Here is a 25622-nt window from a genome sequence, read left to right on the forward strand (position 1 = left end):
GTCGGGTGAAGTTAACCTGCCCGACGCGTCCGGCGGGTCAGCCGTTCGCCGCCGCCGACGCCTGGGCCTCGCCGCGCCGCTTGATCTGGTTGAAGGCGAACAGGGCGAGGTCGTCACCGGCCGCGAAGGCCTTGGTGTCCTTCAGCGTGACGTTCTTGCCGCTGGTGAAGCCGGTGAGGGTGAAGTAGGCGTAGCGGCCGTAGGAGTTCGTGGTGGAGCGGCAGACCGCGCCGTCGCAGAACGGCTTGACGCCCTTGCCGGACAGCGGCTGCACCATGCCCGTCTTCGGGGAGCTGGCCTTGCGGGTGGCGAGGGCCTGCGCCTCGGTGTCGAAGACGGCGACACCGACCGTGACCGCGACGCCGCCCTGGGTGTAGGTGACGCGCAGCACGCGGGTGCAGCCGTTGGCGGCGAGGGCCTTGGGCAGCGTGCCCTTGGACGCCGTGGCGCAGTCCGTGGTGTCGGCGGTGGGGCCCTTCTTGTACACGGTCGAGCCCATGGTGAGCTGCGAGCCGGGGAAGAGGATGTCCGGCCCGAGCGGCGCGGTGTCCTTCTTCTTGTCGGAGACGAATTCCTTCGGGTCCAGCGGGGGCGGGGCGCTCGTCGGTGCGAACGACGGGGCCGTGGCCGTCTCGCCGGGGATGGACGCCGTCGGCGGCAGCGAGCTGGGGTCGCCGCCCGCCTGGTTGCTGCCGTTCGCCGAGGTCACGGCCAGGGCGACCGCGGCTCCGACCGCGAGGGTGGCCAGCGCGCCGCCGCCGATGAACAGCATCCGGCGCCGCTTGTTGCGCGCCTCGGACGCCTCGGCCAGTGCCGCCCAGTCCGGGGTCTCGCCGTCACCGCCGTCGCCGAACGGCTGCTGGGAGTTCGGTTTCCAGGGATCCCACTGGGGCTGCTGGGGTCCCCCCTGCCCATAGCTCATGGGGCGCATCTTAGACGGGGTGCCCGTGTGTCATGGCCCGTGCAGTGGGGAGCGGGGGGCGAGGGGGTACGCGGGGGGTCTGAGCGGGGCCGTTTTGACCCACTCCCTGTGCCCCGGTATTCTGCTTGTTCGTTGTGTATTGGCTTGCTCATTCTCACGGGACGGGCCCTTACACCGGTCCACCGGGCCGATGACCAGCGACCCCACGTACGCGGTATGCGTCGCCGCAGTGGGCCAAGGCTGTCGTGATCGTTTCGGTGACCTTGTCTAGGACCATTCACTCGAAGCGAAGGCTACGAACCGTGCGTACGTACAGCCCCAAGCCCGGCGATGTGACGCGCCAGTGGCACGTCATCGACGCTCAGGACGTTGTCCTGGGCCGTCTCGCCACCACCGCCGCCACCCTTCTGCGGGGCAAGCACAAGCCGATCTACGCGCCGCACGTCGACGCTGGTGACTTCGTCATCATCATCAACGCCGACAAGGTGCACCTGTCCGGCAACAAGCGGACCCAGAAGATGGCCTACCGCCACTCCGGCTACCCGGGTGGTCTGCGCTCCGTCCGTTACGACGAGCTGCTGGACAAGAACCCCGAGAAGGCCATCGAGAAGGCCGTCAAGGGCATGCTCCCCAAGAACACGCTGGGCCGTCAGATGCTCTCGAAGCTGAAGGTCTACAAGGGTGACCAGCACCCGCACGGCGCGCAGCAGCCGCAGCCGTACGAGATCACCCAGGTCGCGCAGTAAGTCCGGCCACCCCCTAAGACTGAAGAGAATCTGAGGAGAATCGTGGCCGAGACCACTGCCGAGCAGCCGATCGAAGAGATCGACATCGAGAGCTACACCACCGAGTCCGAGGTCCCCGTCGAGGGCGAGTACACCTCGGAGTCGCTGGCTTCCCGCTTCGGCGAGCCCCAGCCGGCCGCCGGCCTGGGCCGCCGCAAGAACGCCATCGCCCGCGTCCGGATCGTTCCGGGCACCGGCAAGTGGAAGATCAACGGTCGCACCCTCGAGGACTACTTCCCGAACAAGGTGCACCAGCAGGAAGTCAACGAGCCCTTCAAGGTGCTCGAGCTCGAGGGCCGTTACGACGTCATCGCCCGCATCGCGGGTGGCGGTGTCTCCGGTCAGGCCGGTGCCCTGCGCCTCGGTGTCGCCCGTGCCCTGAACGAGGCCGACGTCGACAACAACCGCGGCCCGCTGAAGAAGGCCGGCTTCCTCAAGCGCGACGACCGTGCGGTCGAGCGCAAGAAGGCCGGTCTGAAGAAGGCCCGCAAGGCCCCGCAGTACAGCAAGCGCTAAGCTTCGCTGCCTGCTCGTACGTATCCGGGCTTCCGTTTCGGTTGCCCACCGCGTACTCCGAACGCCCCGGCGGCACGCCAGTGTGCCGCCGGGGCGTTCGTTTATCACAGCCTTCGGGCGTATAACGGCACAAGACATTCAGCAGCTTGTGCGATTGCGTGCCCGGGCGGCGCAGTCCCGGGACACGAACGGCACGCGCAGGGGCCGCACCGGCGCGCCGCGCTTCGTAACTGACGCTTCCTCAGGAGGACACGTGGGACGACTCTTCGGCACGGACGGTGTGCGTGGCGTCGCCAACGCGGATCTGACCGCCGAGATGGCACTCGGCCTGTCCGTCGCGGCGGCACACGTACTCGCCGAGGCGGGCACCTTCGAGGGGCACCGGCCGACCGCGGTGGTCGGCCGTGACCCGCGCGCGTCCGGGGAGTTCCTGGAGGCGGCCGTCGTCGCGGGCCTCGCCAGCGCCGGCGTCGACGTGCTGCGCGTCGGTGTCCTGCCGACCCCCGCCGTCGCCTTCCTGACCGGCGCGCTCGGCGCCGACCTCGGTGTGATGCTGTCCGCCAGCCACAACGCCATGCCCGACAACGGCATCAAGTTCTTCGCCCGCGGCGGCCACAAACTCGCCGACGAGCTCGAGGACCGGATCGAGGCGGTGTACGACTCCCACCGCCACGGCGAGCCGTGGGACCGTCCGACCGGCGCCGGCGTGGGCCGCGTCCGCGACTACGAAGAGGGCTTCGACCGGTACGTCGACCACCTGATCGGCGTGCTGCCGAACCGGCTCGACGGGCTGAAGATCGTCCTGGACGAGGCGCACGGCGCAGCCGCGCGCGTCTCGCCCGAGGCGTTCACCCGCGCCGGTGCGGAGATCGTCACGATCGGTGCCGAACCGGACGGGCTCAACATCAACGACGGCTGCGGCTCCACCCACCTCGACCTGCTCAAGGCCGCGGTGCTCGAGCACGGCGCGCACTTCGGCATCGCCCACGACGGCGACGCCGACCGCTGCCTCGCCGTCGACCACACCGGTGGGGAGATCGACGGCGACCAGATCCTCGCCGTGCTGGCCCTCGCCATGCGGGAGCGGTCCGTGCTGCGCGCCGACACCGTCGTCGCCACCGTGATGTCCAACCTCGGCTTCAAGCTGGCGCTGGAGCGGGAGGGACTGAAGCTCGTCCAGACCGCGGTCGGCGACCGCTATGTGCTGGAGGAGATGAAGGAGCACGGGTACGCGCTCGGCGGCGAGCAGTCCGGGCACGTGATCATCCTCGACCACGCGACGACGGGTGACGGCACGCTGACGGGGCTGCTGCTGGCCGCCCGCGTCGCCGAGACCGGGCGGTCGCTGCGGGAGCTGGCTTCCGTGATGGAGCGGCTGCCGCAGGTTCTGATCAATGTGCGGGATGTCGACCGGACCCGTGTGGGGAGCTCGGCCGACCTTGCCGCGGCCGTCGCGGAGGCGGAGCGGGAGCTCGGTGAGACCGGGCGGGTGCTGCTGCGGCCCTCCGGGACCGAGCCGGTCGTTCGTGTGATGGTCGAGGCGGCCGACATCGAGCAGGCCCGGTCCGTGGGTGGGCGGCTGGCCGATGTCGTGAAGTCGGTGCTGGGGTAATTCCCCGGGTTCAGTCGGTGCGGGGGTAATTCCCCGGGTTCGGGGTGCGCGCCCCTCAGGGGCGGCTGCTCTGCCGTTCCTTCGTCAGTTCCCTCTGCCTGGCCCAGAAGTGCTTCTGGGCCAGGAGCGTGAGGGTGCCCGCCCGGACGATTCCCAGCAGGTTCAGCAGGAGCTGCTGGCTACAGGCGCCTCGGGTGCCGCTACAGCTTGCGCAGGCTCAGGCGCTGGACCTTGTGGTCCGGGCCCTTGCGGACGACGAGGGTGGCGCGGCCGCGGGTGGGGGCGATGTTCTCGACCAGGTTCGGCTTGTTGATCGTCCGCCACATGGTGCGGGCGTAGTCGAGGGCCTCGTCCTCGGACACCTGCGTGTACTTGCGGAAGTACGACGACGGGTCCTGGAAGGCCGTCTCGCGCAGCTTCCGGAAACGGCTGAGGTACCAGCGCTCGATGTCCTCGGTGCGCGCGTCGACGTACACGCTGAAGTCGAAGTAGTCGGCGAGGCCGACGCGGGTGCGGCCGTCGTTGCCGGGCAGAGCGGGCTGCAGGACGTTGAGGCCCTCGACGATGAGGATGTCGGGGCGGCGCACGACGAGCTTCTCGCCGGGGACGATGTCGTAGATCAGGTGGGAGTAGACGGGCGCGGTGACCTCGCCCTTGCCCGCCTTGATGTCGGCGACGAACCGGGTGAGCGCGCGGCGGTCGTACGACTCGGGGAAGCCCTTGCGCGACATCAGGCCGCGGGCCTGGAGCTCCTTGGTGGGCAGCAGGAAGCCGTCCGTCGTGACCAGCTCGACGCGGGGGTGCTCGGGCCAGCGCGAGAGGAGGGCCTGGAGGAGGCGGGCGACCGTGGACTTCCCCACGGCGACCGAGCCGGCGACGCCTATGACGAACGGGGTGCCGGACTGGGAGCCCTGCTCCCCGAGGAAGGTGTTCAGGGCTCCTCTGAGGCCGTCGGTGGCGCCGACGTAGAGATTGAGCAGCCGGGACAGCGGGAGGTAGATGTCCCGCACCTCGTCGAGGTCGATGACGTCACCGAGGCCGCGCAGCCGTTCGACCTCCTCCGCGCTCAGGGGCAGCGGAGTCTTGTCGCGCAGCGCGCTCCACTCGGCGCGGGTGAGATCGACGTAGGGAGTCGCCTCCGGACGGTTCCGGTGGGCGCTCCGGGGCATCGAGGAGACCGGAGAGATCACAGTCCATTGTTAACGGAGTTTGAACGGGGTGGGGGGTGTGCTGCGTCACGCCGTGCCCTCCAGGGCGCGCCGGGCGGCCGGCGTGACGCAGCGGTCGGCTAGTCCTCCTCGACGAGGTACCTGACGTTGTCCACGACGAATTCCCCGTAGTGCAGGGTGGTGCCGATGGCCTCCAGCCTGGCGTACTGGTCCGGGGAGAGCGCCGTCCTTGTGCTGGTCATGGCCCTCAGCAGGATCCGGAAAGCCAGGTCCGGCGTGCAGAGGCGCGCACAGTCGACCAGCGCCGCCTGCACCTCGTCGGGCAGGGACTGTGCTGCCTCGATCTCGGCCACGACCGCGTCGACGCAGGCCGCGCCGTCCTCGGTGTCCGCACCGGTGAGCGGCCGCGGGTGGGCTGTGTCGGACAGCCGGGCGTCACAAAGTTCGATGACGGTCCGTGTCCACTGCGCTCCATCCCCGATTTGCTCCCAGCTCGGCATGTAGTCCGTGCCGGCTTCCCACAGCACCTCAAGCGTCTCCGAGGGGAGGACGGAGAGAATCTGCACGTCACGGCGTACTGCCATGCTCAGCTCGTCGATCTCCCGCGCAAGGTGGTTCGCGACGATTTCGGCAGTTGTGTCCCCGTCGTGAGTCGCATCCTGGTGGAAGAAGCTCATCACCCACGACACGCCGAAGTCGAACTCTGTGAAACGTGGCACTGTCCCTCACCTCCTCTACTTGGGGAAGCACGTCTGCACGTAGTAGCCATACCTGTGCCCTGGGGCGCGTACGAGCTTGATGAAGAACTCGTTACCCACGTACTTCCACGTGCCGTCAGGGAAGTAGGCCTTGCCCAGGGAGTTTTTCGCACCGAACTTGCCTTCCCACGTCAGTTCCTGGGTGGGTCCACGCAGCCATCTGCGGATCCTGTTCGCGTTGTCGGCCAGCGCGTAGTCCACGACCTGCTGGGCCGTCTGCTCGTCGATGAACAAGCTGTTCGGGGTGACACGCCGCAGTTTCTCGGTCTTGGCCTCGGCCAGCTGCTTGGCCTCTTCCGGGCTCACATGACCGGCTGTGTGCTCGTCGAGCGTGTGGGCCTGCCCGGGGAACTTCTGGGCGTCGAGGACCAAGTCGTTGCAGTTGTGGACCAGGACCGGGCTGTCGCCCGCCACGGCGTAGAACGTGTGCAGGCCGGACACGGTCAGGTCGTACACGGTCCTGGGTGTGGCCTCGTGCCGGTCGAGCGTCGCGGTCACGGTGCGGACGGTGCCGTCCGGGCCTCGCAGGCCGTCGCCGTGGCGCAGGTCGGACGCCAGGGTCCAGCCGCGGCCGGTCACGAAGAACCTGTGTCCGGGGGTGCTGGTGAGGCGCCCGCCGTCGCTGAGAACGACGGAGATCAGGTCGGCGGCGGTGTGGTGGAAGGTGCGCGTGACCGGCTCGCCCTGGGCGACGCCGGTCGCCGGATCGGTGGCCAGCAGCAGGTCACCGGTGCGGATGTCGCGCAGTGCCCTGCGACTGCCGTCGGCCAGGAGCACCTGAGTGGTGCCCGGGAAGCTGTTGAGCTTGCAGGCGGTGCGTGCCTCCTCGTACACGTCCACCGAACGTTCGATGTCCGCCAGCGTCTCGGCGTCGATGTCCAGGGTCTTCAGCGCCTTCAGCGCGTCGGCGATCCCTTCGCCTGAGCGCAGCGCCGCGTCCACGCCCCGGATGGCGTCGGCGACCTTCGCGATCGGCCCGCCGAGCGGCAGCCAGGTGGCCGCCCAGGCGCAGTCGGTGGCGCTGCCGTCGTCCCCGCCGGTGAGGACGTGGTAGCAGCCGGTGAAGTCATCCTTGATCGACTTAGCCAGGCCGGTCCAGAGCTCCACGGTCACATCCCACGCGGAGATCTTGACCTTCTTGGTGAGGTTCTTGAACGGCACCGTCTTGAGGAAGACGGTGTCCTCGGGCGGGCAGCCGGCCTGGGTGGCGGGCACGTCTGGGTCGAGGCACAGGTAGTAGCTGACGATGGCGTCGAAGTGGACGTTGTAGACGAGGGTGTTGCAGTTGAAGTTGTGGCACTCGTTGGGGAGTTGTTCGGGGTCCCCGTTCTGCTTGATCTCGTCGATGACTGAGAAGACACCGCCGACGCCGGTCGTCGAGCCGTTCTTCACCTGCTGGTTGGCCTGCTCCCGCTCGGCGCTGTCGGCTGCGTCCTGTGCCTCCTTGGCGTACTTGTCGGCGTCCTTCGCCGCCTGTTCGGCCTCGGTGGCCGCCGCGTCCGCGCGGGTGGCGGCGGCGCGGGCGTCCTTGGCGTCCTGTTCGGCCTGAGCGGCCGCGGAGCGGGCGGCAGCCGCGTCGAGTTCGGCCGCGTCCGCCGAACCGCGGGCGTCCTTGGCATAGCCCTCGGCGTTGCCGGCCGCGGTGTCGGCGGCTGCGGCGTCGTCGCCTGCCTGCTTGTCGTATGCGACGGTGCGGGTCAGTGACTGCGCTGCCTTGGAAGCGGCCGTGGCCGCGTCGGCCGCGTAGCCAAGGGCCTCCTTGGCGTAGCCGCGGGCGTCGGCGGCGTACCGGGCGGCGTTGGCCGCGTGCTGGTAGGCCTCCTTGGCGTCACCGCCGGCCTGGTCGGCGAGGTTCTTGGCCGCGTCGGCCTCGGCCGCGGCGTTCTTGGCGTGGGCGTCGGCGACGGCCTTCTGCTGATCGGCGATGGACTTCGAAGCCTGCCCCGTCAGTACGACCAGGCCGGCGGCGGAGTCGGTGTCGGCGTACGGCGCCCCGAGCTGGACCGCGTCGTTGGCGGGGGCGGCGACCTTCTCGGCCGCGTGGCCCGCGTCGACGGCGGCCTGTGCGGTGGTGTGCGCGAAGCCCGCGGCCTTCGCCGAGGCGGCGAGCGCCTTCGCGGCCTCGCCGGCGGCGGCGTCCGCCTGTGCCTTGGCGTCCTTGGCGTGCTGCTCGGCCTCGTCGGCTTCCTTGACCGCCGTCCTGGCTTCGGCGGCGGCGTCCTGGGAGGCCTTGATGGCGTCGGCCGCGGCGCTGGTTGCCGTCCTCACCGCAGCGTCGGCCTTCAGCTTGTCGGCCTGGGCGGCGTTCGCGTCGGCGCGCGCTCGCTTGGCGGCCGCCTCGGCGCGGGTGGCGGCCGCGTCGGCTTCGGCGGCGGCCCGGGTGGCGGCGTCAGCCTCCGAGCGGGCGTTGGCCGCCGCGATCTCGGCGTCGTCGGCGGCCTTGTCGGCCTGGTCGGCGGCGGCTCGGGCGTCGCCGGCCGCGTCGCTGGAGGCGACCTTGTCGGCGTAGGCGTCCTTGGCGTCGGCTTTGGCGCGGGCCGCGTCGGCCGTCTGCTCGGCGTCCCAGGCATCGTCCCGCTTCGCCTTCGCGTTGTCCCGGGCCTTGACCGCTTCGCCGCGCTTGCTCTGGGCGGTCTTCTCAGCGGCCTCCGCCCTGTCCTTGGCGTTCTTGGCGTTCGTGGCCTCGGCCTCGGCGTTCGTGCGGTGCTGGGCGGCCTCGGCCTGCTTGGCCGCCGCGGCGTCCTTCTCCGTCAAGGCGGTCTTCGCCTCGGCCTCCGCCGCGAGTCGTTTGGCGTGCGCGTCGGCGGCGGCCGCCCTGGCGTCGCCTTCGGCCTTCAGCGACTCGGCAAGCTTGGCTTCGGCGGTTTCCTTGTCCTTCTTGGCGTTGTCCCGGTGCAGCTTCGCCGCGTCGGCCGCGGCCTTGGCCTGCAGTTCGGCCGTCTTCGCGGCCTCCTTGCGGAACTCCGCCTTCGCCTGGGCGGCCTGCGCCAGGGCGCGCTGTGCGATGGTCGAGCTGTCGCCGGCGGAGGCACGCGTGGCCGCCTCGGCGGTCTCACCGGCCTTCTCCAAGGCCTGCAGCGCGGCGACGGCACCCTTCGTGACCTGTGCCTTCTGCTGCCCGACCAGCAGGCCGCGCCCCCGGGGCGCACCGTTCTTGTCGGCGATGCCGTAAGCCGCCTGGAGGGCGGTGTCGGAGTCGGTGCCGGCCTTCTGCGCGGCGGCGAGCTGCGTCTTGAGCACGCTGAGCTGCTTCTTCGCGCCCGCTTGTGCGCCGGCGAGCCCGGCCTTGGCCTTGTCGAACTGGGCCTTGTCCGGATAGGAGAGCGTGCCCGTGCCGTTGTGCCCCTTGGGGACGAGCCGGAACTTCTGCGGATCAGTGCCGTTGCAGCTCCACAGCCAGGAGTCCCGGCCGTTGTCGAACGTGTGCAGGTCCAGGCACTTGTCCGTGGCGGCGTTGCGCAGCTCACCGGCCGCGCGGACGTCGAACTGCCACTGCTGCTGCTTGCTTCCGTTGCACGACCTGATCTGGATCTTGGTGCCGTTGGCGCTGTTGCCGCTCTGCACCTCTAGGCATTTGCGCGCGTGCACGTTGTACAGGGCGTAGCCGCCGTCGTAGGAGCCCCAGAGCTGCCAGTCCTGCGCAGCGCTCTTGTTGCAGGTGTAGATCTGTACCGGTGTTCCGTCGGCCGTCCCGGCGTTCTGCACGTCGAGGCACTTGCCCTTCGCGGCCTCGACCTGGATCACCATGGAGGCGTCGCCGATCCAGCCGATGCCGCCCGGGCTCCAGTAGTCCTGCCAGCGGGTGACATGGTCGGCGACCCAGGAGTGGCCCAGCATGTCGCTCAGGGCTTTCGCGCCCTTCGCCAGCGCGTCAACGGCGCTCTTGTTCGCGGTGACGATCTGGTTGCGCTGGGCGGACTGGGAAGAGATCTCCTGCTGCCACTCGCCGGCTGCAGTGGACGTGATGTCGCCGAGCACCTGCTGCGGGTCGAGCGGGTCACGCCACGCGCAGCTCGCGAACCGCGTCTTCATATCCTCCACCGCGATGCGGAACTCCGGGGTGCCCGGCTGCGGGGCGCTGCTCGGGAAACCTCCGGCGGAGAGGAAGATGCGGGCGTCGTCGGCGCCCGGGTGCTCGTGCATCCACGCAAAGGCGTGGCTGTTGGTGACGTATTTGTTCCACTCTCCGCTCGCTGGGTCGGGCGCGGTGGTGTAGCGGGTGCCGGCCACCTCGTCGACGGCCTTGAGCGTCCCGGCGTCGGTCGGCGGGGTGGACTCGTCGTAGAAGTCGGAGTCGTTCTGCCAGAACCGGTCGGCCACCCATGTGCTCAGACCCGTTTGGTGGTAGAAGCTCTGCCGACCGTCCGGCGGCCAGTGGAAGCCGGTGACTGTGAATCCTCCGGGCGTCTCCAAGCCGTCGAGGGGCTTGGCCCAGGACTGGCGGAGAGCGTCTAGATCATTCAGTTCCTTGTCCGCCGCGTCCCGGTCCTTCTGGTACGCGACGGCAAGTGGCGTCTGCTGCCAATGCGCACGGTCGGCCAGGACGTGAAGTTTGTCGGCCGACTGGTTGAGGCCGTCCTGCGCGGTCGCGGCCATTGTCGGACCGCCACGGCGCAATACGTCGGACATCAGGCACTGGTCCTGCCGCAACTGCTCGGCGGCTGTGTCCACGTACCAGTCCTCGCTGTCGCCCACGGGGGCGGTCGCCGGATGGGTCGCGCCTGGCTGCACGCCCAGGCCGGCCAGAACGGCCAGCGCGGCGACGGCTGTGACGGCAGACGTGAGCCTGCCGGTTCTCTGTTTCCCGCGCAGGCGGGACCATGGTCTGGGGTGCACGAAGCGTCCCTTGTCTGTTCATGGGGGGTAGAAGCCGGGGAAACGGCCGTGGAACAGGTGGGTGTGAGGCGGTCCTGAGACGGCGCTTCAGAAACGGCCCGAGCCGTGGGAGCCGACATGCACGAGCGATCGGTACGACGGCATGGCGGTGCAACCCCTCCCCGCGAGCGACGGTGTTCCCCCGGTCGCTGATCGATGAGCGCGGACTCGGACTGGTCATGGTCCGGTCATGCGCGCCGACACCTTAAGCGTGGAAACACGGAGGTGAACAGGGCTTTCCGTAGGGGTGCAGCGCCGTGGCCGAGAATGCGAGTCCCCTTCGGTGCCGGGCGACCGTGGTTCGGAAGAGCTCCAAGTCCCGGGCGGGGCAGGGGCTTTATGTGGCTGCGCCGTGTGTGAAGTGTGTGTGATGTGTGTCCGGCGACGCATGGGCGAGAGCTCGGAAATGGCCGGAAGCCTCTATGGCTGTTGTGTGTTGCCGTGCGGGCACTGATCACGTGGGTGTCACGGTCGGGTCGCGAATGGATGTTCGGTGGATCATCTGTGGGTCTGCTGTGTGTAATGTCCACGTAAAACGCTGTGCTGTGCAGAAGAGAGAGCAGTTTTCGTGAGTCTCACCACCGTTCGCCGGGCCGGTCTCGCCGCCTCGGCCGCCGCGCTCGCGCTCCTCGTCTCCGCCTGTGGCTCCGACAACGGGGACAAGGCGGGCGACGGCAAGACCGCGCAGGCCGACAAGACGGCGTCCGCCGCGCCGGCTGCGGCGAAGCCGCTGAGCGCCGCCGAGCTGGAGAAAGCCGCGCTGACCCAGGCGGACGTCAAGAGCGGCAAGCTCTTCGCCAAGGTGCCGCTCCAGGACGACATCGCACAGGCCAAGGTGAAGACCGACAAGCCGGAGTGCGCCCCGCTGGGCCGCCTCCAGGCCGGGACGTACGACGGTCAGCCCGCCGCCGCCGTCAAGCGCAGCTGGCTCGCCGACCAGAAGAAGCGCGACCCGAAGGCCGGCCTGGAGGAGTCCCTGGTCGCCGGGATCGACCGGGACAAGATCATCGTGACGCTGGCCACGTACGCCGACGGCGGCGCGGAGAAGACGTTCGCCGGGCTGAAGACCGCCGCGACGACCTGCGCGGGCGGCTACTCGTGGACCGTCGGCAGCGACACCACCAAGGTCGGCAAGGTCACCCCGACCGCCGCCCCCGAGGGTGCCGACGAGGCCCTCGCCCTGACCCTGCTGGTGGACGCGGACGAGGGTGTGAAGGCCCCCGCGAAGGCCGTGATCGTGCGCAAGGGCGCCACCCTCGCCTACTTCTCCGGGTACAACATGGCCTCCGCGGCCACCGGCAAGGACTGGGACTTCCCGGCCGAGCTCGTCCAGGCGCAGCTCGCCAAGCTCGGCTGAGGCGTCGCCGGCGGTCACGGAATTCCCGGCGGGCGGCGACGGCCCGGTGGGCATTCCGTGACCGGCGCGTGAGCGGTGCGTGCCGGTGCTGTGTGGGGTCCCCGGACGTGAGGCGCCCGGCCGTCCTCCGTACTGTGCGGGATGGAACGCTGCCACGGGGGAGGTACAGCGAATCGACAGTGACGACGGAACGGTGAACGGATGAGCCAGGCGGACAGCACGCGACTTCTCGAAGCGCCTGCGGGCGGAAGAGGAGACAACGGGCCGACCGCACCCGCCGTGCCCTCGCCCCCGGGCGCGCCCGCGGCGGAGACACGCCCCCGCGGGCAGCGGCTGGCCGCGCTCGACGGACTGCGGTTCGTGGCGGCCCTGGCGGTCGTGCTGTTCCACTTCGTCGGCCAGAAGCCGTCGACGGTGAAGCACATCTGGGGCCGCCCCTACCAGGACCTGTTCCCCGAGGCGCACGCCTACTTCGCCTACGGCCGGCTCGGCGTCGACCTGTTCTTCCTCATCAGCGGCTTCGTCATCTGCATGAGCGCCTGGGGCCGCAGCCCCCGCGACTTCTTCATCTCGCGGGTGACCCGGCTGTACCCGATGTACTGGATCTCGGTCGTCGTGGCCGCGTCCGTGATCTTCCTCTTCGACACGCCGTTCGGGCACCCGAACCCACGGGTCGTCTTCGCCAACCTCACCATGCTCCAGCAGCCGCTCGGCGTGAAGGACCTGGACTCGGTCTACTGGACCCTCTGGCCCGAGCTGTGCTTCTACCTGACGTTCGCGGTCGTGGTGTGGAAGGGCCTGACCTACCAGCGGGTGGTCGTCTTCTGCGGGCTGTGGACCGTCGGCGCGGTCCTGGCGCCCTCCGCCGACATCCCGCTGCTCACCCTGCTGGTCAACCCGCCGTCCGCGCCGTACTTCATCGCGGGCATGGCGTTCTACCTGATGCACCGGTTCCGCTCGACGCCGCTGCTGTGGGGGATCGTCGTGATGTCCTGGCTGCTCGCGCTGCACTTCCTGCTGGCCCCCGACGGCGGCCGCAACAACTGGGACGTCTGGTCGCCGTGGCGGGGCTCGCTGATCCTGGCGGTCACGGTGTTCTTCGCGCTGATCGCCGCCATCGCGCTCGGCTGGACCAGCCGGATCCGCTGGCGCTGGCTGACCGTCGCCGGGACGATGACCTTCCCGCTGTACCTGCTGCACGACGTCATCGGCATGACCGTCGTCCACCACTTCGCCGGCCGGGTCGCCCCCTGGACGCTGGTCGCCGTCACGGTCGGCGCCCTCGTGCTGCTGTCCTACCTGGCCCACCGCTTCGTCGAACGCCCCCTCGCCACGCGCATGCGGCGCTGGCTGAAGTCGGCGAGCTTCGGGCTCCAGGCGCCGGCTCCGCGCCGCTGAGTCGCCCGCGGGGCGTTCGTATCCCCGTGGGAATTTCCGAATTCGGGCACACAGTGGGGGGTTCGCGCCCGCTTCGGATCGTAGGCTGCGGTGCCATGTGCGGAATCGTGGGATACGTGGGGGCGCAGTCGGCGCTCGATGTGGTCATGGCCGGGCTCAAGCGGCTGGAGTACCGCGGGTACGACTCGGCGGGCGTCGCCGTGCTCGCCGACGGCGGCCTGGCCGCCGCCAAGAAGGCCGGCAAGCTCGTCAACCTCGAGAAGGAACTGCTGGAACGCCCGCTCCCGGCCGGCACGACCGGTATCGGGCACACCCGCTGGGCCACGCACGGCGGCCCGACGGACGCCAACGCCCACCCGCACCTGGACAACGCGGGCCGGGTCGCCGTCGTCCACAACGGCATCATCGAGAACTTCGCGGTGCTGCGGGCCGAGCTGGCCGAACGCGGGCACGACCTGGCCTCGGAGACCGACACCGAGGTCGTCGCGCACCTGCTGGCCGAGGAGTTCTCCTCCTGCGCCGACCTCGCGGAGGCCATGCGGCTGGTGTGCCGGCGGCTGGAGGGCGCCTTCACGCTGGTCGCCGTGCACGCGGACGAGCCGGACGTCGTCGTCGGCGCGCGGCGCAACTCCCCGCTGGTGGTGGGCGTCGGCGAGGGCGAGGCGTTCCTCGCCTCCGACGTCGCCGCGTTCATCGCGCACACGCGCTCCGCGATCGAGCTGGGCCAGGACCAGGTCGTCGAACTGCGCCGGGACGGGGTGAGCGTCACCGGCTTCGACGGCAGCCCGGCCGAGGTCCGCTCCTACCACGTCGACTGGGACGCCTCCGCCGCCGAGAAGGGCGGCTACGACTACTTCATGCTCAAGGAGATCGCCGAGCAGCCGAAGGCCGTCGCCGACACGCTGCTGGGCCGAATCGACGGCTCCGGTTCGCTGACCCTCGACGAGGTCCGCATCACGCCCTCCGAACTGCGCGAGGTCGACAAGGTCGTCATCATCGCCTGCGGTACGGCCTTCCACTCCGGCCTGATCGCCAAGTACGCCATCGAGCACTGGACGCGGATCCCGTGCGAGGTGGAGCTGGCGAGCGAGTTCCGCTACCGGGACCCGATCCTGGACGCCCAGACGCTGGTGATCGCGATCTCCCAGTCCGGCGAGACCATGGACACGCTGATGGCGCTGCGGCACGCCCGCGAGCAGGGCTCCAAGGTGCTCGCCATCTGCAACACCAACGGCTCGACGATCCCGCGCGAGTCGGACGCGGTGCTGTACACGCACGCGGGGCCGGAGGTCGCGGTCGCCTCCACCAAGGCGTTTTTGACGCAGCTCGTCGCGTGCTACCTCGTGGCCCTGTATCTGGGCCAGGTCCGGGGCACCAAGTGGGGCGACGAGATCCGCGCGGTCATCCGTGACCTCGCGAAGATCTCGGGCGAGGTCGAGCGGGTCCTGGAGACGATGGAGCCGGTACGGGAGCTGGCGCGCTCGCTGGCCGCCAAGAACACCGTGCTCTTCCTCGGCCGGCACGTGGGCTACCCGGTCGCGCTGGAAGGCGCGTTGAAGCTGAAGGAGCTGGCGTACATGCACGCCGAGGGCTTCGCGGCGGGCGAGCTGAAGCACGGGCCGATCGCGCTGATCGAGGAGGACCTGCCCGTCGTCGTGGTCGTGCCCTCCCCGCGCGGTCGGTCGGTCCTCCACGACAAGATCGTCTCCAACATCCAGGAGATCCGCGCGCGAGGTGCCCGCACGATCGTGATCGCGGAGGAAGGCGACGAGGCGGTCGTCCCGTACGCCGACCACCTCATCCGCATCCCGGCCACTCCGACGCTGCTCCAGCCGCTGGTCGCGACGGTCCCGCTCCAGGTCTTCGCCTGCGAACTGGCGACCGCCCGCGGCAACGAGGTGGATCAGCCGCGCAACCTGGCGAAGTCGGTGACGGTGGAGTAGGGGCCGCACTTCAGCGCGTCCACGAAGAGGGGAAAGGCTCCGGCCGGGACGGTGAGGACGGCTCCGGCCCGGGTCTTGGAGTCGCGGATGGCTATGTGGGGGTGGCGGGGGGCCACTTCGACGCAGTCATTGCCTTCACCGCCGCCGGAGTAAGCACGGCACCCGCCGCCGTAGGGTGCACCGCATGAGCATTATCGGGGTCGGGATCGACGTGGCCGAGATCGAGCGGTTCGCGGCGTCGCTGGAGCGTACGCCCGGGCTGGCCAAGCGGCTGTTCCTGGAAGGTGAGTTGCTGCTGCCGAGCGGGGAGCGGCGCGGTGTCGCCTCGCTCGCCGCGCGTTTCGCCGCGAAGGAGGCGCTGGCCAAGGCTCTCGGGGCGCCGCCCGGGCTGCACTGGACCGACGCGGAGGTGTGCGTCGAGGACAGCGGCCGGCCCCTGCTGCGGGTGACGGGAACGGTCGCGGCGCGGGCGGCCGAACTGGGCGTACGGTCCTGGCACGTGTCGCTCAGCCATGACGCCGGCATCGCGTCGGCGGTGGTGATCGCGGAGGGCTGAGGCAGGCCGGGACCCCTGCGGGGCGCGTTGGCCGTGCTCGTCGCGCCGTTTCCGGGGCAGACTCGGGTGCATGCGTACCGCGTACAGCGTTGAGACGGTCAGGGGAGCCGAGCGGGAGCTCATGGCGCGGCTGCCGGAGGGGGCCCTCATGCAGCGGGCCGCCGCCGGACTCGCCGCCGCCTGCGCAGAGGCGCTCGGGCGGGTCTACGGCAGCCGGGTCGTGCTGCTCGTCGGCAGCGGGGACAACGGAGGTGACGCCCTGTACGCCGGGGCGCGGCTCGCCCGGCGGGGCGCCGGAGTCACCGCCGTGCTCCTCAGCTCCGAGCGGGCGCACGCCGGAGGACTCGCGGCGCTGCGCCGGGCCGGCGGCCGCGTCACCGGCACGGACCGTGCCGAGGAGCTGATCGAGCGGGCCGACCTCGTCCTGGACGGCATCGTCGGGATCGGCGGGAAGGGCGGATTGCGGCCCGAGGCGGTGCCCCTGGCGGACGCGGCGGCGCGGTCGCGGGCCGGTGTCGTAGCCGTGGACCTGCCGAGCGGGGTCGACGCGGACACGGGCGAGGTGCGGGGAGCCGCCGTACGGGCCGATCTGACCGTCACCTTCGGCACGCACAAGCCGGGGCTGCTGATCGACCCGGCGCGGGAGTACGCCGGCAGCGTGCGGCTCGTGGACATCGGGCTGACGCTGCCCGAGCCGGCCGCACTGGAGGCGCTGCAGCACGCGGACGTGGCCCGGCTGCTGCCGGTGCCGGGCGCGGAGAGCGACAAGTACCGGCGCGGAGTCGTCGGCATCGCCGCCGGGTCCGCGCGCTACCCCGGGGCCGCGGTGCTCGCCGTGTCCGGGGCGCTGCGGGGCGGCGCGGGGGCCGTGCGCTACGTCGGCCCCGCGGGCGGCGCGGTCGTCGCCCGCTTCCCCGAGACGCTCGTCTCCGACCAGGGACCCCGCAAGGCCGGACGCGTGCAGGCGTGGGTGGTCGGGCCGGGCGCCGGGGACGACGCGGAGACCGTGGCCGAGGTGGTGGAGAGCGACGTACCCGTGCTGATCGACGCGGACGGACTGCGGCTCGCCGACCGCGAGGCGGTACGCGCGCGTACGGCGCCGACGCTGATGACGCCGCACGCCGGGGAGGCCGCGGCGCTGCTCGGTGTCGCCCGCGAGGAGGTCGAGGAGGCGCGCCTCGTGGCGGTAAGGGAGCTGGCGGAGCGGTACCGGGCGACCGTGCTGCTGAAGGGGTCCACCACGCTCGTCGCCGACCCGGGGCGCGAGGCGGCGGTACGGGTGAACGCGACGGGGACGCCGTGGCTGGCGACCGCGGGCAGCGGAGACGTGCTGTCGGGGCTGACCGGGTCGCTGCTGGCGTCGGGGCTTTCCGCGCGGGACGCGGGGAGCGTGGGGGCGTATCTGCACGGGCTCGCGGGCCGGTTCGCCGCCCGGGGCGTACCGGTGGGGGCGCATGACGTGGCGTCGGCGATTCCGTCGGCCTGGCGGGACGTCCTGGACGGCGGCTGAGCAGAGGGTGCCGGGGCGCGGCCGGCCGTGACGCGGTGCGGCCGTGGCAGCGCTGTCGTAGCCCTCTGAGACACTGGGGGCGCGATGACTGAGACAGCGACCTCGCGGACCGCGACACTGCGGGCCCGCGCCGAGATCGACCTGGCCGCCCTGCGGGCCAACGTGCGCGCGCTGCGCGAGAAGGCCCCGGGCGCCGCCTTCATGGCCGTGGTCAAGGCCGACGGGTACGGCCACGGCGCGATCCCGTGCGCCCGCGCGGCCGTCGCGGCCGGCGCCACCTGGATCGGTACGGCCACGCCCGAGGAGGCGCTCGCCGTACGCGCCCCGCAGTCCGGGATCGCGGCGGACGTCCGCGTGATGTGCTGGCTGTGGACGCCGGGCGGGCCGTGGCGTGAGGCCGTCGAGGCCGGCATCGACATCTCGGTCAGCGGTATGTGGGCCCTGCGCGAGCTGACCGACGCCGCGCGCACCGCCACCCGCCCCGCGCTGGTGCAGCTCAAGGCCGACACCGGCCTCGGCCGCAACGGCTGCCAGCCCGCCGACTGGCCCGAACTGGTCGGCGCCGCACTGGCCGCCGAGCGCGAGGGCCTGCTGCGCGTCACCGGCCTGTGGTCGCACTTCGCCTGCGCCGACGAGCCCGGGCACCCCTCCATCGCCGCCCAGCTCACCCGCTTCCGGGAGATGACGGCGTACGCCGAGGCGCAGGGCGTACGCCCCGAGGTGCGGCACATCGCCAACTCCCCGGCGATGCTCACCCTTCCCGAGACCCATTTCGACCTGGTCCGCCCCGGTATCGCCATGTACGGCGTCTCGCCCAGCCCCGAACTCGGCACCCCCGCCGACCTCGGACTGCGCCCGGTGATGACCGTGGCCGCCTCGCTGGCCCTGGTGAAGCAGGTGCCGGGCGGGCACGGCGTCAGCTACGGGCACCACTACGTCACCCCCGGCGAGACCACCCTCGGTCTCGTCCCGCTCGGCTACGGCGACGGCATCCCGCGGCACGCCTCCGGCGCCGGACCGGTGCTGGTGGACGGCAAGTGGCGTACCGCCGCCGGGCGGATCGCGATGGACCAGTTCGTCGTCGACCTCGGTGGCGACACGCCCGAGCCGGGCACCGAGGCGGTCCTGTTCGGACCGGGCGACCGCGGCGAGCCGACCGCCGAGGACTGGGCGCAGGCCGCCGGCACCATCGCCTACGAGATCGTGACCCGCATCTCATCGCGCGTTCCCCGCGTCTATGTGAACGAGGAGCCGGCCGGGCAACCCGGCGACGAGTGACCAGCAGCAGCCCGGTGAAGAGGAGCGGTACGTGAGCGAGAGCCCTGTGGAGTCCGCCGTCTCGGCCGCCGCGGCCGTGGCGGACTCGGCCGGCTGGCGCCGGGCCACCGGCATCGCGGGCGCCGCGATAGGCGTGCTCGCCGCGGGCGCGGCCGCCGGCGTCGCCATAGAGCGCATGACCGTCGGACGCGGCATGCGCGCGAAGGCCCGGCTCGCACTCGACTCCGCCGGCCCCTACGGCGCGCTGCGCGGCACCCCCGGCAAGGCGTACGCCGACGACGGCACCGAGCTGTACTACGAGGTCGACGACGTCGAGCCGGAGGGCGGCTCGGCTCCCCGGCGCCGGCGGCTGTTCGGCCGTAAGACGCCGGCGCCCGTCACCGTCGTCTTCAGCCACGGCTACTGCCTGAACCAGGACTCCTGGCACTTCCAGCGGGCCGCGCTGCGCGGTGTCGTACGGACGGTGCACTGGGACCAGCGCAGCCACGGCCGTTCGGGACGCGGGGTGGCGCAGACCCAGGACGACACGGCCCTCACCATCGACCAGCTCGGGCAGGACCTCAAGGCGGTCCTCGACGCGGCCGTGCCCGAGGGGCCGATCGTGCTCGTCGGGCACTCCATGGGCGGCATGACCGTGATGGCGCTGGCCGCGCAGTATCCGGAGCTGATCCGGGAACGGGTCGTCGCCACCGCCTTCGTGGGGACCTCGTCCGGGCGGCTCGGCGAGGTCAACTTCGGGCTTCCGGTGGCCGGCGTCAACGCGGTGCGGCGGGTGCTGCCCGGGGTGCTGAAGGCGCTGGGGCAGCGGGCCGAGCTGGTGGAGAAGGGGCGGCGGGCGACCGCCGACCTGTTCGCCGGGATCATCAAGCGGTACTCGTTCGCCTCCCGGGACGTCGACCCGGCGATCGCCCGGTTCGCCGAGCGGATGATCGAGGGCACACCGATCGACGTCGTCGCCGAGTTCTACCCGGCGTTCACCGACCACGACAAGACCGAGGCCCTCGCCTGCTTCCGGGACATGCCCGTGCTGGTCCTCGCCGGGGTGGACGACCTGGTCACGCCCAGCGAGCACAGCGAGGCGATCGCCGATCTGCTGCCGGATGCCGAGCTGGTGCTGGTGCCGGACGCCGGGCATCTGGTGATGCTGGAACACCCGGAAGTGGTCACCGACCGCCTCGCCGACCTCCTCACCCGTGCGGGTGCCGTGCCGGCAGCGGCTACCGTGAAGGGCTATGGAAGCACCAGCAGCACCGCACAACCCGGCTGAGGACGAGTTCTCCGCGCGGCTCACCGTCACCTCCCCCGAGCAGATGCGCGAGCTCGGACGCCGGCTCGCCAAGCAGCTGCGCGCCGGTGACCTCGTGATGCTCTCCGGGGAGCTGGGCGCGGGCAAGACCACTCTGACGCGCGGCCTCGGCGAGGGGCTCGGCGTGCGGGGTGCCGTCACCTCGCCGACGTTCGTGATCGCCCGCGTCCACCCGTCCCTGGGGGACGGCCCGCCGCTGGTCCACGTCGACGCCTACCGGCTGTCGGGCGGCCTGGACGAGATGGAGGACCTCGACCTGGACGTCTCGCTGACCGACTCGGTGATCGTCGTGGAGTGGGGCGAGGGCAAGGTCGAGGAGCTGACCGAGGACCGGCTCCAGGTCGTCATCCACCGGGCCGTCGGCGACACGACGGACGAGGTCCGCCATGTGACGCTCACCGGTGTGGGGGAGCGCTGGACGGGCGCCGACCTGAGCGCGCTGGCGGCCTGAGCGGCGCCTCGTACGTTCCGACACAGTGTCGGGAAGATGTTGCGTCCGAGGTCGGGGGCGTGGTCACATGGTAGCCGGATCGTAGTTAGGGCTACCTAACTGTGCTCGCCCCCGACCTTCAGGAGGCGTCCCATGCCCGCTGCCGACACCCCGAAGCCGCAGCCCCGCCCCGCCGTGCGCCCCGGACTGTCCATGCGCGACCTACTGGCCTCCTGCGCAGCGGCAGCGGCAGTCTCCCGCCCCCCACGCGAACCGGACCCGGTCCACGACACCGCCACCGGTCAGCACCGCCCGGCGGCGTAGGGCCTCCGGCCGGGGCGCGAGGCCTCCGGTCGGCGCGGGAAGCCTCCGGCCGGGGTGGAGAGCCTCCGGCCGGGGCGAGGTCTCCGACCGGCGCGGCAAGTCGACGTCCTCGGACCGACGCCCCGGTCCGACGTCCTCGGGTCGGTGGGTCACGGCCGGTGGGTCGCCGGGCTAGTGGATCACTACCACCCGGCGGCCGATCGTCGCGAAGTCCCACATTGCCGTGCCGTCCGGGCGGGTTTCGCGGATGCCGCCGGTCAGGACGCCGTCGTCGGGGGGCCGGGTCGCCGGGCCCGCCTCCGCGCTGAAGCCGATCGAGACGCCGTTCACGGCGGTGAAGCGGACGACGTGCTCGACGGGGACACCGTCCGTGCCGGTGACCGCGCCCGAGCGCGAGGTGACCATGTAGACGCCCGGCGCCGGGTCCACGCTGCCGGGGTCGACGCGGAACGTGCGGCGCACCTTGTCTCCCTGGTCGACCAGCCACACCCGGTTGTCGTCCAGGCCGTACACGACCCGGGGCCCACTGCCGGTGCCGGCGGGCAGCTCCGCCGGGTTCTTCTTGTCCCGGGGCGCCTTGGAGGCGCTCACGGCGGGCGGCACGGTCGGCTGGGCGGCGCCGCCCAGCTCGGCCGGGAGGCTCGCGGACGCCTGCCAGCCGAGGAAGCCGACCGTCGCCAGGGCCGCCGCGGTCAGCCCGGCCACGAACCCCGCGCTGCTGCTTGCCACCGTCGTACACCTCACCACAAATGCAAAGGAAACGGGCTTTCCGGCGACGGTAGCAGTCAACGGCCGTCCCTCCGGCGCGTCCGACACGGGGCCCGCGGCGCCGTAGGCTGTTTGCGTGCTCTTGCTCGCTCTGGATACCGCCACACCCGCCGTGACCGTCGCGCTGCACGACGGCACGGACGTCATCGCCTCTACGAGCCAGGTGGACGCCCGCCGGCACGGCGAGCTGCTGCTGCCGGCCGTGGACCGTGTGCTCGCCGAGGCCGGACTGAAGCTGGACGCCGTCACCGGCATCGTCGTCGGCACCGGCCCGGGCCCCTACACCGGGCTGCGCGTGGGCCTGATGACCGCCGACACGTTCGGCCTCGCGCTCGGCGTGCCCGTGCACGGCGTCTGCACCCTGGACGGCCTCGCCTACGCCGCCGACCTGGACTCCGGCCCCTTCGTCGTGGCGACCGACGCCCGGCGCAAGGAGGTCTACTGGGCCACGTACGCCGACTCCCGCACGCGGCTGACCGGCCCGGCCGTCGACCGGCCCGCCGACATCGCCGACCGGGTCGCAGGGCTCCCGGCCGTCGGCGCGGGCGCGCTGCTGTACCCGGACACCTTCCCGCAGGCCCATGAACCCGAGCACGTCTCCGCCGCCGCCCTCGCCCGGCTCGCCGCCGCGAAGCTGGCCGCCGGTGAGGAGCTTCAGGCGCCGCGCCCGCTGTATCTGCGCCGCCCCGACGCCCAGGTCCCCAAGAACTACAAGGTGGTCACCCCCAAGTGACCGGAGCCGACACCGTCGTCCTGCGCGAGATGCGCTGGTGGGACATCGATCCCGTGCTGGAGCTGGAACGCGACCTGTTCCCGGAGGACGCCTGGTCGCGCGGCATGTTCTGGTCCGAGCTGGCCCACTCCCGGGGCGCCGACGCCACCCGGCGCTACGTCGTCGCCCAGGCGGGCGAGCGCATCGTCGGCTACGCCGGGCTCGCCTCCTCCGGTGAGCAGGCCGACGTGCAGACCATCGCCGTCGCCCGCGACCAGCAGGGCACCGGGCTCGGCAGCCGGCTGCTGACCGAGCTGCTGCGGGCCGCGACCGCCTTCGAGTGCGCCGAGGTCATGCTGGAGTGCCGGGTGGACAACACCCGCGCGCAGAAGCTCTACGAGCGCTTCGGCTTCGAGCCCATCGGCTTCCGGCGCGGCTACTACCAGCCCGGCAACGTCGACGCCCTGGTGATGCGCCTGACCGACCCTTCTTCCTCCGTACAAGGAACCGAGATCAATGGCTGACGAACCCCTGGTCCTGGGGATCGAGACCTCCTGCGACGAGACCGGCGTCGGCATCGTCCGCGGCACCACCCTGCTGGCCGACGCCATCGCCTCCAGCGTCGACGAGCACGCCCGCTTCGGCGGAGTCGTCCCCGAGGTCGCCTCCCGCGCCCATCTGGAGGCGATGGTCCCCACGATCGACCGCGCGCTGAAGGAGGCCGGCGTCAGCGCCAAGGACCTCGACGGCATCGCCGTCACCGCGGGTCCCGGCCTCGCCGGCGCGCTGCTGGTCGGCGTGTCGGCGGCGAAGGCGTACGCCTACGCCCTCGGCAAGCCGCTCTACGGCGTCAACCACCTCGCCTCGCACATCTGCGTCGACCAGCTGGAGCACGGCCCGCTGCCCGAGCCGACGATGGCGCTGCTGGTCTCCGGCGGCCACTCCTCGCTGCTGCTGTCCTCCGACATCACCTCCGACGTCCGCCCGATGGGCGCGACCATCGACGACGCGGCCGGCGAGGCCTTCGACAAGATCGCCCGTGTGCTGAACCTGGGCTTCCCCGGCGGCCCGGTCATCGACCGGTACGCGAAGGAGGGCGACCCGGGGGCGATCGCGTTCCCGCGCGGACTGACCGGGCCGCGCGACCCGGCGTACGACTTCTCCTTCTCCGGTCTGAAGACGGCCGTCGCCCGCTGGATCGAGGCCAGGCGCGCCGCGGGCGAGGACGTCCCGGTGCGCGATGTCGCCGCGTCCTTCCAGGAGGCCGTGGTGGACGTGCTCACCCGCAAGGCGGTGCGCGCCTGCAAGGACGAGGGCGTCGACCACCTGATGATCGGCGGCGGTGTGGCCGCCAACTCCCGGCTGCGCGCGCTCGCGCAGGAGCGCTGCGAGAAGGCCGGCATCCGGCTGCGCGTCCCGCGGCCCAAGCTGTGCACGGACAACGGCGCGATGGTCGCCGCGCTCGGCGCGGAAATGGTCGCCCGTAACCGGGCCGCCTCCGGCTGGGACCTGTCCGCGGACTCCTCGCTGCCGGTCACGGACCCGCATGTGCCCGCGCACGACCATGTGCACGAGGTCAGCAAGGACAACCTGTACTCATGACCGTCGCGCTGATGTGGGAGGCGCGGGCGGCCGCCGGCCGCGGCGCGGAGCTGCTCGACTGGGCCCGGTCCCGGGCCCTGGACGGCACCCCGCTGCGCCGCGAGACCTTCCGCGCCCCGCAGGACCGCGTCCTGGTCGTCACCTGGTGGGACGCCGCCTACGACGCCGAGCTGCCCGAACTGCCCGAGCCGGACGTCGGCTTGGTGACACGGCTGGTGCACCGGTGGCGGTTCGAGTCGGTGGCGGAGGACTGACGCAGCCTGCGGCGCTGGGTGCGTTGTTGTCTGCGGGTGCGTGGGGGCTGGTCGCGCCGTTCCCCGCGCCCCTTTTTTGCCTGCGGCGGCCCGTTGCGGTCCGTCGTGGCGTGCGTCGCCGCCTACGGGTGGTGGTCAAGGCGGGGCCGGGGTGGGGGGTGTCCGTCCTCGGTCCGGCCGGCCGTTTTCGACGGGGGTGCCGTGTCACGGTGCCGGACGCTGCGGGCGGACACCCCCCACCCCGTCCCCTTCCCGCCGTACGCGGCTGCGGGCCGCCGGCCGGCCGGCGACACGGCAGTCGAATGTTTCGGTCCGGCGGGGATACGATCGCCGCCATGACAGCCTCGGAATCCGCCGGAACGCAGAGCACAGGCCGGTCCGGCCGCACCGCGACGCTCGCCGAGATCGCCCGTGAGGCCGGCGTGTCGGCCCCGACCGTGTCCAAGGTTCTCAACGGCCGCGCCGACGTCGCCCCGGCCACCCGGACCCGGGTCGAGGAGCTGCTGCGGGCCCACGGCTACCGGCGCCGGCGGGCCGAGGCCAGCCGCTCCCCGCTGATCGACCTCGTCTTCCACGAGCTGGAGAGCGCCTGGGCGATGGAGGTCATCCGGGGTGTGGAGAACGTCGCCCGCGACGCCGGTCTGAGCGTCGTGCTCAGCGAGAGCGCCGGACGGCTCACCCCCGGGCGGACCTGGGCCGACCAGGTCGCCGCGCGCCGCCCGCACGGTGTGATCCTCGTGCTGTCCGACCTGGACGAGTCCCAGCGGGCGCTGCTGACCAGCCGCTCCGTCCCGTTCGTGGTGATGGACCCGGCCGGTGACCCCGGGGCCGACGTGCCCTCCATCGGCGCCACCAACTGGCAGGGCGGCCTTGCCGCCACCCGCCACCTGATCGAACTCGGCCACACCCGGATCGGCGCGATCAGCGGACCGAAGCGGATGCTGTGCAGCCGCGCCCGCGTCGACGGCTACCGGGCCGCCCTGGAGACCGCCGGGCTGCCCGTCGACCCTGCGCTGATCAGGACCGGCGACTTCCACCACGAGACCGGCTACCGGCTCGGCCGTGAGCTGCTGCGGCTTCCCGAGCGCCCCACGGCCGTCTTCGCCGGCAACGACCTTCAGGCGCTCGGCCTGTACGAGGCCGCCCGCGAGCTGGGCCTGCGCATCCCGGAGGACCTCAGCGTCGTCGGCTTCGACGACCTCCCGGTGGCCCGCTGGGTCGGGCCGCCGCTGACGACCGTGCGGCAGCCGCTGACCGAGATGGCCGAGGCGGCGGCCCGGCTGGTGCTGGAGCTGGGACGCGGGGACGGGACGCCTGCGGCCACGCGGGTGGAGCTGGCGACCAGCCTGGTGGAGAGGGCGAGCACCGGGGCGCCGGTGGCCGGCAGGTGACGTAGGGGCGGGTGCCTCCGCACTCGCCCGAAGTGAGTCGGCTCGGTAACCGAAATTTTCGGGGCGTTCGCGCCCTTCGGTGCGGTCCGCACCTGGCCCGGAAAAAAAATCCGGCGTGTGTGTCGATTCCGTCGTCCGCCGATCGACGCAGGGGTG

At 71.7% G+C, this 25622-nt stretch carries 22 protein-coding genes and 2 pseudogenes; 17 read left to right on the forward strand and 7 right to left on the reverse strand.

Annotated features, from left to right (window positions below; all coding sequences use genetic code 11):
* Window positions 1–37: 37 nt before the first annotated feature.
* Window positions 38–922 (reverse strand): hypothetical protein, encoded by an 885-nt coding sequence (locus ACZ64A_RS19670; protein WP_469811667.1) that lies wholly within the window; start codon window positions 920–922, stop codon window positions 38–40.
* A 302-nt stretch (window positions 923–1224) separates the two neighbouring features.
* On the opposite strand from ACZ64A_RS19670, the gene rplM reads away from it, so the two are divergent.
* The 3 genes from rplM (at window position 1225) to glmM (ending at window position 3835) form a co-directional block, all read left to right on the forward strand.
* On the forward strand, window positions 1225–1668 hold the full coding sequence (rplM, locus tag ACZ64A_RS19675; RefSeq protein WP_010036634.1) for a 50S ribosomal protein L13: 444 nt from the start codon (window positions 1225–1227) through the stop codon (window positions 1666–1668).
* A 42-nt stretch (window positions 1669–1710) separates the two neighbouring features.
* Window positions 1711–2223, forward strand: a complete 513-nt coding sequence (gene rpsI, locus ACZ64A_RS19680) for a 30S ribosomal protein S9 (RefSeq protein ID WP_100827765.1) — start codon at window positions 1711–1713, stop codon at window positions 2221–2223.
* A 253-nt stretch (window positions 2224–2476) separates the two neighbouring features.
* Window positions 2477–3835, forward strand: a complete 1359-nt coding sequence (glmM, locus tag ACZ64A_RS19685; protein ID WP_469811669.1) for a phosphoglucosamine mutase — start codon at window positions 2477–2479, stop codon at window positions 3833–3835.
* 55 nt (window positions 3836–3890) lie between these two features.
* On the opposite strand, the pseudogene ACZ64A_RS19690 reads toward glmM, so the two are convergent.
* From ACZ64A_RS19690 to ACZ64A_RS19705, 4 genes and pseudogenes are all read right to left on the reverse strand, one after another.
* Window positions 3891–4016 (reverse strand): annotated as a pseudogene (locus ACZ64A_RS19690) (DUF389 domain-containing protein); the annotation flags it as partial.
* A gap of 19 nt (window positions 4017–4035) precedes the next feature.
* Complete coding sequence (gene coaA, locus ACZ64A_RS19695; RefSeq protein WP_469811670.1) at window positions 4036–5004, reverse strand: type I pantothenate kinase; 969 nt, start codon at window positions 5002–5004, stop codon at window positions 4036–4038.
* Window positions 5005–5123: 119 nt separating this feature from the next.
* Complete coding sequence (locus tag ACZ64A_RS19700) at window positions 5124–5723, reverse strand: hypothetical protein (protein ID WP_469811672.1); 600 nt, start codon at window positions 5721–5723, stop codon at window positions 5124–5126.
* A gap of 15 nt (window positions 5724–5738) precedes the next feature.
* Entirely contained in the window at window positions 5739–10598 is a 4860-nt protein-coding gene (locus ACZ64A_RS19705) for an RICIN domain-containing protein (protein ID WP_469811673.1), read from the reverse strand.
* A 607-nt stretch (window positions 10599–11205) separates the two neighbouring features.
* On the opposite strand from ACZ64A_RS19705, the gene ACZ64A_RS19710 reads away from it, so the two are divergent.
* From ACZ64A_RS19710 to glmS, 3 genes are all read left to right on the forward strand, one after another.
* Complete coding sequence (locus tag ACZ64A_RS19710) at window positions 11206–11994, forward strand: hypothetical protein (protein WP_469811675.1); 789 nt, start codon at window positions 11206–11208, stop codon at window positions 11992–11994.
* 279 nt (window positions 11995–12273) lie between these two features.
* Window positions 12274–13392, forward strand: a complete 1119-nt coding sequence (locus ACZ64A_RS19715; RefSeq protein ID WP_469811677.1) for an acyltransferase family protein — start codon at window positions 12274–12276, stop codon at window positions 13390–13392.
* Between the two features lie 95 nt (window positions 13393–13487).
* Complete coding sequence (gene glmS, locus ACZ64A_RS19720; protein ID WP_469811678.1) at window positions 13488–15335, forward strand: glutamine--fructose-6-phosphate transaminase (isomerizing); 1848 nt, start codon at window positions 13488–13490, stop codon at window positions 15333–15335.
* Here glmS and ACZ64A_RS19725 read toward each other — a convergent pair.
* Window positions 15296–15475, reverse strand: a pseudogene (locus tag ACZ64A_RS19725) (DUF397 domain-containing protein); the annotation flags it as partial. The gene glmS and the pseudogene ACZ64A_RS19725 sit on opposite strands and share 40 nt — an antisense overlap.
* A gap of 44 nt (window positions 15476–15519) precedes the next feature.
* Here ACZ64A_RS19725 and ACZ64A_RS19730 point away from each other — a divergent pair.
* The 6 genes from ACZ64A_RS19730 (at window position 15520) to ACZ64A_RS19755 (ending at window position 20739) form a co-directional block, all read left to right on the forward strand.
* On the forward strand, window positions 15520–15891 hold the full coding sequence (locus tag ACZ64A_RS19730; protein WP_469811680.1) for a holo-ACP synthase: 372 nt from the start codon (window positions 15520–15522) through the stop codon (window positions 15889–15891).
* 70 nt (window positions 15892–15961) lie between these two features.
* Entirely contained in the window at window positions 15962–17401 is a 1440-nt protein-coding gene (locus ACZ64A_RS19735; protein WP_469811681.1) for an NAD(P)H-hydrate dehydratase, read from the forward strand.
* Window positions 17402–17485: 84 nt separating this feature from the next.
* Complete coding sequence (gene alr / locus ACZ64A_RS19740) at window positions 17486–18679, forward strand: alanine racemase (protein ID WP_469811682.1); 1194 nt, start codon at window positions 17486–17488, stop codon at window positions 18677–18679.
* Window positions 18680–18710: 31 nt separating this feature from the next.
* Window positions 18711–19946 carry an alpha/beta fold hydrolase gene (locus ACZ64A_RS19745; RefSeq protein WP_469811684.1) on the forward strand — a complete coding sequence of 412 codons (1236 nt, stop codon included), beginning with the start codon at window positions 18711–18713 and terminating at the stop codon, window positions 19944–19946.
* On the forward strand, window positions 19912–20436 hold the full coding sequence (tsaE, locus tag ACZ64A_RS19750) for a tRNA (adenosine(37)-N6)-threonylcarbamoyltransferase complex ATPase subunit type 1 TsaE (RefSeq protein ID WP_469811685.1): 525 nt from the start codon (window positions 19912–19914) through the stop codon (window positions 20434–20436). The genes ACZ64A_RS19745 and tsaE overlap by 35 nt, the downstream gene beginning before the upstream one ends.
* A gap of 132 nt (window positions 20437–20568) precedes the next feature.
* Window positions 20569–20739: a hypothetical protein gene (locus ACZ64A_RS19755; RefSeq protein ID WP_469811686.1), complete on the forward strand. Its 171-nt coding sequence runs from the start codon at window positions 20569–20571 to the stop codon at window positions 20737–20739.
* Window positions 20740–20910: 171 nt separating this feature from the next.
* Here ACZ64A_RS19755 and ACZ64A_RS19760 read toward each other — a convergent pair whose 3' ends face one another.
* Window positions 20911–21468, reverse strand: coding sequence for a hypothetical protein (locus ACZ64A_RS19760; protein WP_469811688.1), 558 nt, complete (start codon window positions 21466–21468; stop codon window positions 20911–20913).
* Between the two features lie 115 nt (window positions 21469–21583).
* Between ACZ64A_RS19760 and tsaB the strand changes: the two genes are divergently transcribed.
* The 5 genes from tsaB (at window position 21584) to ACZ64A_RS19785 (ending at window position 25466) form a co-directional block, all read left to right on the forward strand.
* Window positions 21584–22240: a tRNA (adenosine(37)-N6)-threonylcarbamoyltransferase complex dimerization subunit type 1 TsaB gene (tsaB, locus tag ACZ64A_RS19765; protein WP_469811689.1), complete on the forward strand. Its 657-nt coding sequence runs from the start codon at window positions 21584–21586 to the stop codon at window positions 22238–22240.
* 29 nt (window positions 22241–22269) lie between these two features.
* Entirely contained in the window at window positions 22270–22743 is a 474-nt protein-coding gene (rimI, locus tag ACZ64A_RS19770; RefSeq protein ID WP_469811910.1) for a ribosomal protein S18-alanine N-acetyltransferase, read from the forward strand.
* Window positions 22736–23821, forward strand: a complete 1086-nt coding sequence (gene tsaD, locus ACZ64A_RS19775) for a tRNA (adenosine(37)-N6)-threonylcarbamoyltransferase complex transferase subunit TsaD (protein ID WP_469811691.1) — start codon at window positions 22736–22738, stop codon at window positions 23819–23821. The genes rimI and tsaD overlap by 8 nt, the downstream gene beginning before the upstream one ends.
* Window positions 23818–24075 (forward strand): hypothetical protein, encoded by a 258-nt coding sequence (locus tag ACZ64A_RS19780; RefSeq protein WP_469811692.1) that lies wholly within the window; start codon window positions 23818–23820, stop codon window positions 24073–24075. The genes tsaD and ACZ64A_RS19780 overlap by 4 nt, the downstream gene beginning before the upstream one ends.
* Before the next feature lie 335 nt (window positions 24076–24410).
* Window positions 24411–25466: a LacI family DNA-binding transcriptional regulator gene (locus tag ACZ64A_RS19785; RefSeq protein ID WP_469811694.1), complete on the forward strand. Its 1056-nt coding sequence runs from the start codon at window positions 24411–24413 to the stop codon at window positions 25464–25466.
* Window positions 25467–25622: the final 156 nt, after the last annotated feature.

The sequence above is a fragment of the Streptomyces sp. NPDC104814 genome, from assembly GCF_055583185.1.

Coding starts and splice junctions, on each gene's coding strand:
- ACZ64A_RS19730 (WP_469811680.1), top strand. CDS start 15,520: ATGAGCATTATCGGGGTCGGGATCGACGTGGCCGAGATCGAGCGGTTC.
- tsaE (WP_469811685.1), top strand. CDS start 19,912: ATGGAAGCACCAGCAGCACCGCACAACCCGGCTGAGGACGAGTTCTCC.
- ACZ64A_RS19785 (WP_469811694.1), top strand. CDS start 24,411: ATGACAGCCTCGGAATCCGCCGGAACGCAGAGCACAGGCCGGTCCGGC.
- glmS (WP_469811678.1), top strand. CDS start 13,488: ATGTGCGGAATCGTGGGATACGTGGGGGCGCAGTCGGCGCTCGATGTG.
- coaA (WP_469811670.1), bottom strand. CDS start 5,004: ATGCCCCGGAGCGCCCACCGGAACCGTCCGGAGGCGACTCCCTACGTC.
- ACZ64A_RS19670 (WP_469811667.1), bottom strand. CDS start 922: ATGAGCTATGGGCAGGGGGGACCCCAGCAGCCCCAGTGGGATCCCTGG.
- tsaD (WP_469811691.1), top strand. CDS start 22,736: ATGGCTGACGAACCCCTGGTCCTGGGGATCGAGACCTCCTGCGACGAG.
- ACZ64A_RS19755 (WP_469811686.1), top strand. CDS start 20,569: ATGCCCGCTGCCGACACCCCGAAGCCGCAGCCCCGCCCCGCCGTGCGC.
- rimI (WP_469811910.1), top strand. CDS start 22,270: ATGCGCTGGTGGGACATCGATCCCGTGCTGGAGCTGGAACGCGACCTG.
- ACZ64A_RS19735 (WP_469811681.1), top strand. CDS start 15,962: ATGCGTACCGCGTACAGCGTTGAGACGGTCAGGGGAGCCGAGCGGGAG.
- ACZ64A_RS19780 (WP_469811692.1), top strand. CDS start 23,818: ATGACCGTCGCGCTGATGTGGGAGGCGCGGGCGGCCGCCGGCCGCGGC.
- alr (WP_469811682.1), top strand. CDS start 17,486: ATGACTGAGACAGCGACCTCGCGGACCGCGACACTGCGGGCCCGCGCC.